We start from the raw sequence: 14,530 nt of genomic DNA on the forward strand, positions 1-14,530 counted from the left end.
GCCGGAGCTTTGATCTCTGGCCTGGACTTTACTCGTTCTTTTGGTAGAAAATTACCGTCTAACAATCATTACTACACACCGCCGACTACCATTTTCAGCTCATGAATTATAATTCTTCTGCATTTTACTATCGCCCAATTTTTAGTCTGTTTTTTCTGCTAGCTCTTTCAACAAGTACACTTTTTGCCCAGGGTGGAAAGAAAGTGAATATCAAGGGAAAGGTAGTCGACAGCCAATCGGGGGAAGCGATGAGTTTTGCTTCCATCCGCCTCTTTGGGCCGGACGATCAGTTTGTTGGGGGAAATGTAACTGACGACAAAGGGAATTTTGTTGTCGAGGTGCCGTCGGGTAGCTACTACGCTCTTGTGGAGTTCATGGGGTACGAAGCGCATCGCACCGGGAGTTTCCAGGCATCATCTAATACCGACATCGGCACCGTGCAGCTCAGTGCTTCGTCCAGCACCCTGGAAGAAGTGGAAGTAAGGGCTGAGAAAAGTACCATGGAGCTTTCGCTCGATAAAAAGATCTTTAACGTGGGGCAAGACCTGGCCAATGCCGGAGGAACGGCTTCTGACCTGCTGACCAATATCCCCTCTATTGCCGTCGACCCTGAGGGCAACGTAAAGCTGCGGGGCAGCGACAATGTGATGATATTGATTGATGGCAAACCTTCCGGACTGGTGAGCCTCAAAGGTGCCAGCGGTTTGCAGCAGATGCAGGCCAGCATGGTCGACAAAGTGGAGATCATTACCAACCCTTCGGCCAGGTACCAGGCAGAGGGCATGGCTGGCATTATCAACATCGTGCTAAAGAAAGATCGCAACCAGGGTTTCAACGGCTCCTTTCAGGGAATCACGGGCTATCCTTACAACTTTGGAGGTGCTGCCAACCTGAACTATCGCCACAAAAAAATCAATTGGTTTGTTAACTACGGCATTGCCTGGCGCAAGCAGCCCAATGTGGCCTCTCTCTATCAGGAGGTCTATTCAGGCGACACCACCTTCATTTCAAGACAGGACAGAGATGGCCACCTGAAGGGATTCAATAATAATATTCAGGGTGGGCTCGACTTTTTCTTTAGTGAAAAAAGCATCCTTACGGCGTCGTATCTGTTTACACGTAGCGATGGCAATCGAATAACTGACCTCACCTACAGGGATTATCTCAATGACGAAAACAATTACCTTGGCTACACGGCTCGCCGGCAAAATGAAAACGAAGCGGAACCCAACTCAGAGACTACGCTCACCTGGGAAAAATCTTTCGAGGAAAAAGGTCACAAGCTACTCACTACCCTAAAGTACATCGACTACTGGGAAAGATCGGATCAAATTTTTACGCAGCGATCTTACGACGAGAATAACGTCGCCATAGATGGCTCAAACCAGAAACAACATGCGTTGAACGATGAGTTTGAAAAGCAATACCTGCTTCAGCTTGACTATACCAAGCCTATTGGCAAGGAAGGTAAGTTCGAAACGGGGCTTAGGAGCAGCCTCCGGAACATGGAAAACAATTATGTGGTGACCAACGTGGACGAGGCTGGTGTCGAAACTGTGGATCCTGATCTGAAAAACATCTTTTTGTACGATGAGAATATCCAGGCAGCCTACGCCATTCTCGGTAACAAGAGCAATAAGTTCACCTACCAGGCCGGGCTTAGGGTAGAGTATACTGATGTGAGAACGAGGCTGGTGGAAACTAACGAACAAAACCCAAGAGACTACCTCAACTTCTTCCCTAGTGCTCACCTTACTTATACAGTTGCCAACCAAAACTCGTTTCAGTTGAGCTATAGCCGCCGGATCAGGCGACCTTTTTATAATGACCTGAGCCCTTTTGTGACCCTGGCCGATGGCAGGAACTTCTTTAGTGGCAACCCCGATCTGGATCCTGAATATACCGATGCCTACGAGATAGGGCACCTGAAGTATTTTGAAAAAGGCTCCTTAACGTCTTCGTTTTACTATAGAGACTCCAAAGAGACGATAGACCGCATCAGGGTGGTGGACGATCAGGGGAATGCCCGGACGCTGCCCCAAAACCTCATCGGCCAAAAGTCGTTCGGCCTTGAGTTTACCAGCGACTACAACCCGTACGACTGGTGGAAGCTGGATCTCAACTTCAACTTCTTTCACGCTGAAATTGACGGCACCAACATCATTGATACCTACAAACCCACCACCTACAGTTGGTTTGCCCGCCAAACCTCCCGTTTCACCTTGCCTGGCAACCTCGACATACAGCTAAGAGGCAACTTTGAAGCACCACAAAAAACAACACAAGGCACTCGCAAAGCCCTGGCGTATATCGACCTGTCGTTCGCCAAGGAAGTGCTGAAAGGCAACGGCACGCTGAACCTCAATATCATGGACGTGTTCAACAGCCGGGTAAGTCGTTACACTACCGAGGGCCCCAACTTCTTCACCGAGGGAAGCAGCCAGTTCCGGAGAAGGCAGGTGAACCTGACCCTGAACTACCGCATCAGGCAGTCGAAGTCGGCCAGGAGGAAATACGTGATTGATGAGGGGTGATGCAGTAGTAGCAGGTAAGTAGTAATCGGTAGTTGGTTGGCTTACCCTTCTCGGTCATAGCGTTTGCATATATTTAAATTACAGAAGACCATGGGCACCAGATTTGGCGCACAAAGGCGATAGCACTGTTCTGGTGGGTGTCTTCACTCGCCAGCTTCTATGATCAAAGCCCAATAAACCTTATATTGTCTACCATTCACCTACAACTACAAACATGAACGAAATAAAAAAGGAAGACATCAAGCAGGAAGTATTTGACTTGTACGACTACTATGTGCACAACAAGATCGACCGCAGGGAATTTGTCGAGAAAATATCCTTCTATGCAGTGGGCGGCCTAACGGTGCCTGCCATGCTCAACTTTTTGATGCCCAAGTACCAGCAAACCCTACAGGTGCCTGTCGATGACCCAAGGTTGAAGACAGAAACCGTGGGCTACGATTCCCCCAAAGGAGCCGGTAAAATGCAGGGGCAGCTTTCGAGGCCTGTAAAGGCTAAAGGCAAACTTCCTGGCATTGTAGTAGTACACGAAAACAGGGGGCTCAATCCTCACATTGCGGATGTAGGCCGCAGGGCGGCACTGGAAGGCTTTGTCTCTATTTCTCCTGATGCGCTCTTTCCTTTGGGTGGCTACCCAGGCAACGATGACGATGGCAGAGAACTTCAGCGCAAAAGAGATCGTGACGAAATGCTGGAAGACTTTGTCGGTGCCTATGATTACCTGAAAAGTCACCCTGAGTGCAATGGCAAAATCGGCGTGGTGGGCTTTTGCTTCGGTGGCTGGATTTCTAACATGATGGCCGTGAAGATTCCGACACTAAATGCTTCTGTGCCTTTCTACGGCGGACAACCAACTGCGGAAGAAACAGCGCAGATCAAAGCGTCTATGCTTATACAATATGCAGGTTTAGATACCCGAGTGAATGAAGGCTGGCCTGCTTACGAAACAGCCTTGAAAGCCAACAAAGTGGACTACCAGGTATACATATACCCTGATGTGAACCACGGCTTCCACAACGACTCAACACCGAGGTATGACAAGGAGGCCGCTGTGCTGGCCTGGGGACGGACGGTGGAGTTTTTTAAGAAGAAGTTGGGGTGAGAGAAGACGGAAGGCCGCAGACACAAGTTAGAAGAAATGGCTGCGTCAGACTAAGGCGCTACTGGGCTGGCAGCATATTCCTAATTGCTGAAATCCGCCATTTGCCTTTTTGCTTCACTACCACAAATGTGCTCCACATTTTCCGCTCTGAACCATCAGGGTTCTTTATCTCGTAACGACAATCGGCAATAGCACTTTCTGAGCCCAGGTATCGGATTTTGTCAATGGTAAGCGTGCGGGAGCCGGGATTACTGGTCGAGCTGCGCATCATGCCATCAATGGCCACCCGAATGCCCATTCGCCATTCGCCGTTAGACACCAGCTGATCAATATCCTTGGTAAGGATGTTCTTCAGCAGCACAGTGTCTTTGGTTTCCCTCGCCTCGGAGTATTGATCAATGAGCCTGGTGATTGCCTTGTCATTTTCAGTAGCCTGCCCAGAGGCAAACTGAAATAGGAACACGCATAGAACGGCTAACAAAGGAGCTTTCATTGTCTTCTATTTGGTAAGTAAAGTCAATTTAAGCATTTAACTGTAAAACCATTCCCTCGGCAAGAACTACCGGCGCAAGGCCCGGCGGTGAAGACGAGCACTACGATTGCATAACCCTCAGGTATTCCACCCACGGCCCCACTTCGGCTTTGTATTGTTTGGCCATTACTCGCACAATCTGGCCAATATGATTCAAATCGTGAGCGACCCAGGTCGCCAGCAGCTGTGCCAGCGTTACCTCACCAAAAGCCGGATGGATGCCTGTTTTAGCAAGGTCATCGTCGCTAATCCCCATCGCACGAAGCCGCTCGATATTGCTCCTACGTAGCGTGCTGAACTCCTGCAAACGCTGCCGCAGCGTCTTCTTCCCGCTTTCTCCCATTTGAGCGAAGCGGTCAAATGGTTGGAAATGCTTATCCGCCCCTGGCGAGTGAATAATTTCAGCCCTGGGAATCCAGTCCGTTTTCTCCCCGTGAATCAGGTGCCCAACTACATCGTAGGCACTCCAACTCTCCCCTCCTTCATTGGTGGAGATCCAGTCGGCTGAGAGGCCATCCAACAAAGTATTGAGCACCCCTGGTGTGCGTTCCAGCACTTCAATCGCTTTTTCCAGATCAAATTTCATGTTCCGAATGTGTTTTGTCAAATGTGCAGGCGAGGTTCCTTTCAATCAATACGTCGCTATCATTTATCTCAAATTTCAGGAATTTTAACCTATATTGAGCAAAGGCCCCTGCCAATATTTACCTCTCACCAATGCTTGGAAGAAATCTGGTCATCGCCTGGCGGCATTTACGTAAAGACAAAGTAACTACTGGCATTAACCTGTTAGGAATGGTGATTGGTGTGACCGCCTGCCTTCTTACCTACCTCATTATTCTGGCCGAGCTTAGTTATGACACCTTTCATAAAGACAGAAGCCGCATCTTCAGGGTAGTTAGCTCATTACAAATGCCATCGGCAGCGGTGCAGCCTGTAGCCAACATTCCCTACCCGGCTGCTGCCATCATCAGCATGGAATTTGACAGCGTAGAAAGTGTCGCCGTGTTTATGACATTCTATGGCAAGGTGGCTATTCCCTTCGAAGACCAGGAATTGATCGTATCCGAGTTACCCGACATTAATGAAGACGTATCGGATATCATCATGACGCAACCCAGCTATTTCGATATCTTCCAATACGAGTGGTTAGCTGGTGAAAAAGACAGCGCTCTGCAAAAACCTTTTCAGCTTGTACTAACAGAGAGTAAAGCACGTCGATATTTTGGAGGCATTCCGGCAAGTAAAATATTAGGGCGAGAAGTTGTTTACAATGACTCTTTGCGAACCACAGTAGTTGGCGTTGTAAGAGACTGGAAGCAAAATACCGACTTCATTTTTAACGACTTCATTTCCTTTGAGACGATCAATAAAACCAGCCTGGGAAGAAGATTCCATCTCAATAGCTGGCAAGCCCCGAATCGGTTTAGCCAAACGTTTGTGAAATTGAAAAAGGGAGCCAGTGCTGCTTCTTTTGAGCACAAGCTGGCGGCGCTGATTGATCAACACACAGAAGCTAATATCGAAAGTGCCAGGCTACAGCCACTGGCTGGCATCCATTTCGACGAGACCTACAGAGACATGTACTCCAGCAAGGCTCGCCTGCCACTGCTTTACACACTCAATGCCATTGCCCTGTTTATTCTTGGGCTGGCGATCATCAATTACATCAACCTGTCCACTGCTCAATCGTTTAGCGGGTCGATAGAAGTTGGCATCAGGCGGATGCTTGGAGGTCAAAGGAGTACATTAATCATCCAGTTTCTGTTGGAAACATTTCTTCTTACCAGTATGGCCGTTTTGCTGGCCCTACTGCTGGTGGAACCGGCCCTGGGGCTAATTGCCAGCTATGTTCCGGAAAAAATTGGACTAGACCTGCTCACACCGTCAGCCAGCCTTGGCGTGTTGGGATTGACCGTTGTCACCTCTCTCCTCGCTGGTTTTTACCCTGCCCTGGTGGCTACGGGCTACTCGCCACTTGTCGGCCTGGGCAAGCAAAAACTTCCAGTAAAATCAAAAAGGGATTCTTTCAGAAAAGTACTGATAGTCATTCAGTTCACCATTTCCATAGTGCTAATTAATTGTTCATTGGTTATCAACCAGCAAATTTTCTTTTTGCTCACTCAAGACCTGGGGGTCAATCAGCACAACATTATCAACTTCAACCTCCCTGGTTTCGGCTATGCTGTAGAGGGTCAGGAAATATATGATAAGGTCAAAGAAAGCCCTGTTGTGGAAATGGCGAGCCGCAACATGGGCCCTCCTATGGAAAAAGATCATAGAAATGTAATCCTGACTTCTGTCGATCAAAAGACTTCCGTTCAGGCTGAGCTGCTGTCCGGCGACGAGCACTATATAGACCTCTTTGAGATCAAAATGATCGCCGGCCGAAATTTTGAGGTGAATAACCGGGATTCCCTGACAGAATTTGTTCTCAACGAGTCGGCTGTCCGTGAGTTGGGCTTTGACAAACCAGGAGATGCGCTTGGCGAGCGTGTGGCATGCGACCTGGGCGTTGGGGGAGGGCGCAGAGCAGGCCAGATTGTAGGCATAGTGGCCGATTTTCATAGCAGGCCACTGAAAGACCCTATTAATCCCGTTTTATTTATTCCTTCCAACCGCAACCCGAGGACGATAAGTGTAAAGGTTTCTGCCATTAATAGCCAAGAAGAATATGATGCCGTCATCCAAGAGCTAAGCAACGTTTGGCAGGAACAATACCCTGGCCAGCAATTCCGCTACAGCTTGCTCGACAGAGAAGTGTTCGGTTACTACGACTGGGAGTTCAATACTGCCCAGATTATCGGGGCAGCTACCATTATATCGATTTTCGTTTCATGTATAGGTCTATTTGGTCTGGCTACCTTCACCACCCGGCGGCGTACCAAGGAGATTGGCATTCGCAAAGTAGTAGGGGCATCGGTTGCCAACATTGTGATGATGCTGTCACGTGAGTTTCTTATCCTCATTGCAATTGCCATCGTCTTTGCCTCACCCATTGCCTGGGTGGTTATGACTACCTGGCTGAAGTTCTTTGCTTATCACACCAGCTTTCCTTTATGGACTTTCGTCATTTCCGGGCTTCTCGCATTAGTCATTTCGCTGCTTACCATAGCTTCCCATGCCATAAAAGTAGCCCGCAAAAGCCCTGTCAATAGCTTGCGTTTTGAGTAATTACGAAGGTGGCTAGCAGTTGCAAAAGTGACTATACGGCCAAATCATATTCCGAATCGCTGAAATTCGCCAATTGCCTGTTTACTTTCCCACTCTTGTCATTGGGATAAACTAAAGCGCTAAAAATTCCTTGCCCTCACCCTCGTCCATTCTTCTTTGGCTTTGGCAAAATCTTCCCTGAACTCTGCCGATTCAAAAAGTTTGTTCACAAGCTGTCTAGCCAATAGTCTGGAGGCCTCCGAGTCACTTGGGTAATGCACCCCAATCCTTTCTCTTGAATGGGCCATGTCCAGTGCATCTTTAATAAACACATCCTTGAATTCGGGGGCAAGCTCAGAAAAAAGATAGGCATTCACATAAGAATTGGCAGCATGACCACTCGGATAAGCTGGCCAATTGGTTTCTTCGAGGTTTTTCAATTTTGGTTCAAGTTTGTAGGGCCGTATCCTGGCAAATTCTATCTTATACTTCCAGATATAAAAGCTGGCATCGGCCCATACATTTGAAACAAGCTGGGTGGTAGCCGGAAGCGAATCGGCAGTGAACCAGGTACCGATGGAGCGACCAATAAAATATAAATTCCGTCGCATTCGGGGGTATTCTTTGTCACCCGGCTTATACGAATGACTGAACCAAACAGTGGCCATATAAAGACAGATGTCCATGTCTTCCTTAAAACGCTGCTCCTGCAACGCCAGCAAATAGTCTATCTCTTTTCTTGTTTGTTCAGAGCTGTTGGCGGGGTAAGCTTTGATTTCAAAACTTTCATTCTCAGTGAGATAATAAGGTTTCCGGCTCTTTGCCCGCTGTAGGTCTTTGTCCGTCAGCGGATATTTCAACCGGTCGATCTCCTCCCCGCTCTCTGACGGCTGCGCATCGAATTTCGAAATGCTTTTGTAGTGACCCCGAACCGGGTCGGGTTGTTTTTCTTTGTACAATTCACTCCCAGCTCCAGTGAGCGGCTGAGCAACCAACGTCGCAACGGAAATAGTCAACATCAGAAAGAAGGCACTGCCTGTTCTCCAGAAATAAATGTGGTTCATAGTGTAGTTTTTTTGTTTGGAGACGAGGCACTTTATGAAAAGACGCTTCCCGGTTAAAAAAATCTGCAGTTGCCCCTATTCCGATCTCGTCTGGCAAGGTCAAAAAAATCCGGCTTACCCTAACCACAGAAAAAAATATCTATAAAAATGACCGGCTAGTCATAATAATTGACTACAATTGTGACTGCATGGTCATAATTAGTCAATACAATGCCAAAAGCCACTTTTAACAAACTGAAGCCAGATAAGAGAAAGCAGTTCACAGACGCCTTTCTCCGTGAATTTGCCCTTCACAGTTATGACGAAGCCTCATTGACTTCTGTGGTATCGGAGCTTGGAATCGCCAAGGGCAGTGTTTACCAGTACTTTAATGACAAGCTCGACCTGTTTACCTTTCTGGTTGGCGAAGGTGCGGCTGTGAAGGCAAACTATATTGGCCATTTGAAAAGAACCGACTTCCCCGACTTTTGGCTCTATTTTCGGGCGTTATATGAACGTGGTGTAAAGTTTGACCTTGAGAATCCTTTGCAAAGCCATTTTCTCCACAAGCTGGTCGACAACATCAACTCTCCTTCTATCCAACACCTATACAAAAACATGCTAGATCAAACCGTGACTGTCTTTGAAAAAATGGTCGAAAGCGAGATAGCAATAGGGAAGTTCAGAAGGGATATCCCTGCCAAAACTCAGGGTTTCTTCCTTTACAAAGCAAGTCTTGCTATTAACGACCAATTACTGGCACTAGGAGAAATTGACCCGAAAAAAAGTATTGAGAAAGGCCTGCCTGTTTTTCATAAAAAGGAAGAGGTGTTGCTCCGAACTGTAGATCAGTACATAGAAATCTTGAAAGCTGCTTTAGACAAAAGATGAAACGATGATAGAGGTAAAAAAACTTGAGTTCACGTATCCGGGTAACGATACCCCAACATTGAAACAACTCAGCTTCGAAATAAAGAGAGGTGAGATCTTCGGTTTTCTCGGCCCGTCAGGGGCTGGCAAAAGCACTGCGCAGAAAATACTTTACAAGACTCTCAACGGCTACAAAGGTGAGGTGATCATAGACGGCAAAGACGTGAACAGCTGGGATCAGTCCTACTTCGAGAATATTGGAGTGGGTTTTGAGCTGCCTAATCACTATTTGAAGCTTACAGGAAAAGAGAACCTGGCTCTGTTTGCTTCCTTCTACCGTAAAAACAAGCCGGCTGACCTTCTGCATTTGTTTGAAATGGTAGGCCTTGAGAAGGACATGGACAAGGCTGTGGAAACCTACTCGAAAGGCATGAAAATGCGCCTGAATTTTATCAGAGCGATCCAACACGATCCGGACATCCTCTACTTTGACGAGCCCACCTCCGGCCTCGATCCGGTAAATGCGCAGATTATAAGAAAACATATTATGAGGTTGAAAGAGGCTGGAAAAACCATCTTCATCACCACACATAGCATGCACACCGCAGATGAGCTTTGTGACAGGGTGGGGTTTATTGTGGATGGCGAACTGCGGATCACCGACACACCCGAAAGGCTGAAAGCAAAGTACGGTAAACAGGCGGTGGAAGTGCAGCTAGCAGATGGCCAAATGCAGGAATTTCCCCTGGCTGGCCTTGGTGAGAATGCTGGCTTTACTTCCTTCATCAGGCTTGGCGAGGTAAACAAAATTCACACCCTGGAGGCAAGCCTGGAAGAGGTTTTTATTAAGGTAACCGGAAAACCTTTGAAAGCATGATAGCACTCGGCCAGCAGCTCAAATGGCAATTCATTCTGCTGCAAAAAAACAACATCATTGGCATTAGCCTTGGCGTCACGCTTGTCTATGGGATAGTGCTCTATTTCTTGAGATCATGGGGAAGTCTGAACGAGCTACTCGTGTTCCTCGTGCTCAACGACCCGTCAGTCATAGGCTATTTCTTTATCGCACTGGCCATTTACACCGAAAGAAAGCACCAAATTCTCCCTGCAATCTTCGTTTCGCCTATCAATTTGCATCACTACCTTCTTTCAAAAGTCCTTTCTCTGTCCATTGTCGGCCTGGTCTGTTCTCTTGGGCTCGCCTTTTCAGTAAAAGGATTCTCTTTCGATATTCTCTCATACGCTATCGGGGCTTTTTCCATCTGCGTGCTATCCGCTTTATTAGGTATTGCCATGCTGACCTTTGCCGATGAGTTTCTCAATTTTGCCATGCTGTCTATTCCAGTATTCATGGTCTTTGTCAATTTGCCAGTACTCAACTACCTGGGCGCTGTTGATCTCGGCTCAATAGTTAATATTTTCCCAGTGCAGGCAAGTCTTTCACTCATTGCCGATTCACTGGTGGACAGCACCCACCCAACAGCGTTATCGTTCCTCCCGGTAATCATCTGGCCTCCGCTATTCTACCTGTTGGCTTTCCGCCTGTTCAACAAAAAATTGATCCACCACTAAGTTATGAAGACAGTTATTAAGCTCGCCGTCACAGATTTTAAGCTCATTTTCAGGAGTCCCTCTTTGCGTGGCTTTCTGGTGTTGCCAATTCTACTTTATGTGCTCATTGTTTGGTTTGTACCAGGCCTCGTTGAAAAATATGACTTTCTTACCCCCTATTTACCAGTATTTTTGGTGATTGGAGTAATCGAAAACACGCAGACATTTTGCTTCATTAGCAGCATGGTGCTGATTGATGAGAAGGAAACCGAAGTCGCCAGACTTTATGGCGTAGTGCCGCTTACTCATATCCAATACCTTTTTTCGAGAATGCTTATCCCCTTTCTGTTCACCGTTTTGCTAAATGTCGGTCTGCTGGCGGTACAGCCCTTCTATCCGATCCACTGGGTGGCTAACCTGACCATCTCACTATTAACAGCTTGTGTGGTGCCAGTGTATGTTTTGGGCATCAATGCGCTTGTGAAAAACAGAATGGAAGGACTGATTTACATCAAAGCTTTTAACATAGTCGTTCTGGTGCCTGTGGCAGCTTTTTTTCTCCCCCTACATTTTAGTCCGGCTTTCGGCATCTTCCCTACGCACTGGATCTTCCAAAGTATAGCCAATGTTACTGCAGGTCTGCCGATTGTTGGCGTTATCACTATCGGCTCCACTTATTTCTTGTTGTTGTTGATCTTTGTGTCAAAAGCCTTTTTGAAAAAACACTTTATTTAAGTGCACATTGTTTGAAAAATTTACCAGAGAATAGCGTCTTTTTTTCTATTGCATCGTCTATATTAAATGAACACAACCGACATGCACACTACCGAATTCATCTGGACATCCTTTCATAAAGAGCTACAAGCATTTATCAGGCACTCGCTGAAAGACGAAATGGCAAGTGACGATGTGTTGCAGGATGTCTTTGTAAAAATCCACACCAGGCGGCATACACTGAAAGATGAGGGAAAACTGGTGAGCTGGGTGTGGCAAATCACACGAAACACGGTGCTGGATCATTTCAGGACAAAAAAGCAATTCACCGAGCTGCCTGGCGACCTCGTATTGCAGCAAGAGGAGAATCCATTCAATGCCACGTTTGCCCAATGCATGTCACCTTTTATTCACAATCTTTCTCCGCAGCACAAAGAAGCCATTAAAAAAGTAGATATTGAGGGGATGCCACAAAAACAGTTTGCTGAGCAGGAGGGCATTAGTTACACAGCCGCCAAATCGAGGGTGCAGAGAGCCAGGCTTCGCCTGAAAGACTTGTTTTTGGAATGCTGCGCTATTCCAGCCGACAAGTATGGCAATATCCTGGATATGATCCCTCAAAAAAATTGTCGCTGCAAGGAGCGTCCTTCTCCCCATGTCCTCGTCTCTTCTATGTAAACAAACATATACTATTATGGGAGACGATTGTTGTGGTGGAGGTTGCTGCGGAGGCGGTAGCTCTACAGGATGCTGCTAATCTGAAATGACAGCATATCGAAAATGAAGGAGGCCGGGAGGTCTCCTTTTTTGTTTGAAACTAAGGTATATCAGGTTTCAGTCAATGTTCAGTGCGTTTGGCCAAATCCCGAATAATTAGATAAGCGGCTTACCCTGATCCCGTCAAATATTTTAAATTAGCTAAATGAAAACACCTACTTACTCCCGCCGCAGTGCACTTAAATATCTTGGCGGCACCGCCGGCCTCATGGCATTGCCGTCCGTTGGATTTAGCAGCCCCACTACATCTCTCATTGAAGACAGCGCCACCGGCATGCTGAAGAGTGCCGCAGGCGACTTCATTCCCTGCCTCAACATGGCCACGATCATGGGGCAAAACCTGGGCTTTGTGAAGGAACTCGAAACAGCGTCCAAAGGCGGCTTCCGGGCTGTAGAAATATGGATTCCTACCCTGCAGAAGTACCTCGATGGTGGTGGGACGATCAAAGAAGCGGCCAAAATCATCAAAGACCTTGGAATCAGTGTTGAAAATACCATTGGTTTTGCGCAGTGGATAGTGGACGACGAAGCTACCCGAAGCAAAGGATTGGAGCAGTTGAAAAAAGAAATGGATATGCTGGCTCAGTTAGGCTGCAAACGTATTGCAGCACCACCGTCGGGTGCCACGGCCGAGGCGGGCCTCGATTTGTACAAAGCAGCCGAGCGGTATCGAACCATTCTGGAAATGGGAGATCAGTCGGGCGTTGTTCCTCAACTGGAGATTTGGGGGCATTCCAAAAACCTTCACAAGCTCAGCCAGGCATTGTTTGTGGCTGCAGAGTCGGGCCACGCATCTGCGTGTATCAACCTGGATATCTTCCACTTGTACAAAGGAGGTTCCAGCTACGACACGCTGCAAATAGCCAATCCACTGTCAGTTCAGGTGCTGCATGTGAATGACTACACCAACATTCCGAGGGATGTTGTGAAAGACGCAGACAGGATTTACCCCGGGGAAGGATTAGCTCCAACAAAGAAGATACTTCAGGCATTTCAGTCGCCAAAGAGGCCGCTGATTCTGTCTTTAGAAGTCTTCAATAAAGAATATTGGGCGCAGGATGCCCTTGAAGTATGTAAGACAGGGTTGGCGAAAGTGAAGGCAATTGCCCAGGGACTCTGATACAGGCCAATTTTATTGCAATTCAAAGAGTAGAAGCCACTTCCCAAGACTTGTTGGGAAGTGGCTTCGCAAGTTTTAGGCAGTCAAAATTGCTTTCACTTTCTTCACCTCTTCCGCAGAGAACGAAGTATTCTCCAACGTCTTGGCATTGTCGACCAGTTGTTCAATTTTGCTTACTCCAACAAGTACCGACGTCACGGCTTTGTTGTGAAGCAGCCAGGCAATGGCCATTTGCGACAATGACTGTCCCCTCTCCTGCGCTACTTTGTTCAGTTCTTTGATCTTGGGGAGGTTTTTCTCCACCGTTTCCTTTTCCAGGTAGGTCATGCCCTGCCCTGCCCTCGAATCGGCTGGAATACCATTCAGGTACTTGTTGCTCAGCATGCCCTGCTCCAGTGGGCTAAACGCAATGCAGCCCACTCCACCCTCAGTCAGCACATCCAGCAAACCATCCTCCACCCAACGGTCGAGCATCGAATAACGAGCCTGGTGAATCAGGCAAGGTGTGCCAAGGTCTTTCAAAATGGCAATGGCTTTTTTGGCTTCCGCCGCAGGGTAGTTGGATATACCCACGTATAAGGCTCTTCCCGAGCGAACAATAAAGTCAAGGGCACCCATGGTCTCTTCCAGCGGTGTATGTGGATCAGGCCGGTGGTGGTAGAACAGATCAACATAGTCGAGGTTCATTCGCTTAAGGCTCTGATCAAGGCTATTGACCAGGTATTTACGTGAGCCAAAGTTACCGTAAGGGCCAGGCCACATGTCGTACCCAGCCTTGCTGGAAATAAACAGCTCGTGGCGATAGGGCCTGAAGTCGTCATTATACATACGGCCAAAGTTGGTTTCTGCTGAGCCAAACGGAGGGCCGTAGTTATTAGCAAGGTCAAAATGAATGATGCCCATATCGAACGCCTTGCGAAGCAAAAGTTGAGCGTTGAGCAGATTGTCTTTGTGGCCGAAATTGTGCCATAGGCCCAACGAAATCTCAGGAAGAAGAATGCCACTCTTACCTGAGCGCCGATACTTCATTGTTTTGTATCTGCTCTCGCTGGGTAGGTAAGTGGTCAATCCTGATTTGTCATGTATTTCCATAAGTATCTAGTGTGTTTATATTTTTAACATGGCCAGAGGCCA

General features: G+C 47.5%; 13 protein-coding genes. 9 read left to right on the forward strand and 4 right to left on the reverse strand.

The window, feature by feature from the left end; all coding sequences use genetic code 11:
* The first annotated feature begins 101 nt into the window (after positions 1–101).
* Together RIG68_RS27210 and RIG68_RS27215 are read left to right on the forward strand one after the other, a co-directional pair.
* The gene (locus tag RIG68_RS27210) at positions 102–2,534 is read left to right on the forward strand and encodes a TonB-dependent receptor (RefSeq protein ID WP_350129949.1); all 2,433 of its coding nucleotides are present in this window, start codon (positions 102–104) and stop codon (positions 2,532–2,534) included.
* A 214-nt stretch (positions 2,535–2,748) separates the two neighbouring features.
* Positions 2,749–3,636, forward strand: coding sequence for a dienelactone hydrolase family protein (locus RIG68_RS27215; RefSeq protein WP_350129952.1), 888 nt, complete (start codon positions 2,749–2,751; stop codon positions 3,634–3,636).
* 58 nt (positions 3,637–3,694) lie between these two features.
* Here the strand turns inward: RIG68_RS27215 and RIG68_RS27220 are convergent, their stop codons facing one another.
* The gene (locus RIG68_RS27220) at positions 3,695–4,129 is read right to left on the reverse strand and encodes an SgcJ/EcaC family oxidoreductase (protein ID WP_350129955.1); all 435 of its coding nucleotides are present in this window, start codon (positions 4,127–4,129) and stop codon (positions 3,695–3,697) included.
* Between the two features lie 100 nt (positions 4,130–4,229).
* Positions 4,230–4,754: a DinB family protein gene (locus tag RIG68_RS27225; RefSeq protein WP_350129958.1), complete on the reverse strand. Its 525-nt coding sequence runs from the start codon at positions 4,752–4,754 to the stop codon at positions 4,230–4,232.
* 131 nt (positions 4,755–4,885) lie between these two features.
* On the opposite strand from RIG68_RS27225, the gene RIG68_RS27230 reads away from it, so the two are divergent.
* Positions 4,886–7,342 carry an ABC transporter permease gene (locus RIG68_RS27230; RefSeq protein ID WP_350129961.1) on the forward strand — a complete coding sequence of 819 codons (2,457 nt, stop codon included), beginning with the start codon at positions 4,886–4,888 and terminating at the stop codon, positions 7,340–7,342.
* Between the two features lie 119 nt (positions 7,343–7,461).
* On the opposite strand, the gene RIG68_RS27235 is transcribed toward RIG68_RS27230, so the two are convergent.
* Positions 7,462–8,385 (reverse strand): phosphatase PAP2 family protein, encoded by a 924-nt coding sequence (locus RIG68_RS27235; protein ID WP_350129964.1) that lies wholly within the window; start codon positions 8,383–8,385, stop codon positions 7,462–7,464.
* Positions 8,386–8,595: 210 nt separating this feature from the next.
* On the opposite strand from RIG68_RS27235, the gene RIG68_RS27240 reads away from it, so the two are divergent.
* From RIG68_RS27240 to RIG68_RS27265, 6 genes are all read left to right on the forward strand, one after another.
* A complete protein-coding gene (locus RIG68_RS27240) occupies positions 8,596–9,255 on the forward strand; it encodes a TetR/AcrR family transcriptional regulator (protein WP_350129967.1) in 660 nt (219 codons plus the stop codon).
* A 4-nt stretch (positions 9,256–9,259) separates the two neighbouring features.
* Entirely contained in the window at positions 9,260–10,111 is an 852-nt protein-coding gene (locus tag RIG68_RS27245; protein WP_350129970.1) for an ABC transporter ATP-binding protein, read from the forward strand.
* Complete coding sequence (locus RIG68_RS27250) at positions 10,108–10,806, forward strand: hypothetical protein (RefSeq protein WP_350129972.1); 699 nt, start codon at positions 10,108–10,110, stop codon at positions 10,804–10,806. Before RIG68_RS27245 ends, RIG68_RS27250 begins: the two co-directional genes overlap by 4 nt.
* A 3-nt stretch (positions 10,807–10,809) precedes the next feature.
* Positions 10,810–11,520: an Rv2686c family ABC transporter permease subunit gene (locus RIG68_RS27255; protein WP_350129974.1), complete on the forward strand. Its 711-nt coding sequence runs from the start codon at positions 10,810–10,812 to the stop codon at positions 11,518–11,520.
* Between the two features lie 81 nt (positions 11,521–11,601).
* Positions 11,602–12,177, forward strand: a complete 576-nt coding sequence (sigZ, locus tag RIG68_RS27260; protein WP_350129977.1) for an RNA polymerase sigma factor SigZ — start codon at positions 11,602–11,604, stop codon at positions 12,175–12,177.
* 244 nt (positions 12,178–12,421) lie between these two features.
* Positions 12,422–13,396 carry a sugar phosphate isomerase/epimerase family protein gene (locus tag RIG68_RS27265; RefSeq protein WP_350129980.1) on the forward strand — a complete coding sequence of 325 codons (975 nt, stop codon included), beginning with the start codon at positions 12,422–12,424 and terminating at the stop codon, positions 13,394–13,396.
* Positions 13,397–13,471: 75 nt separating this feature from the next.
* Here the strand turns inward: RIG68_RS27265 and RIG68_RS27270 are convergent, their stop codons facing one another.
* Positions 13,472–14,488, reverse strand: a complete 1,017-nt coding sequence (locus tag RIG68_RS27270) for an aldo/keto reductase (RefSeq protein WP_350129983.1) — start codon at positions 14,486–14,488, stop codon at positions 13,472–13,474.
* Between the last annotated feature and the right edge of the window lie 42 nt (positions 14,489–14,530).

Source organism: Imperialibacter sp. (genome assembly GCF_040222385.1).
Taxonomy (GTDB): Bacteria; Bacteroidota; Bacteroidia; order Cytophagales; family Cyclobacteriaceae; genus Imperialibacter.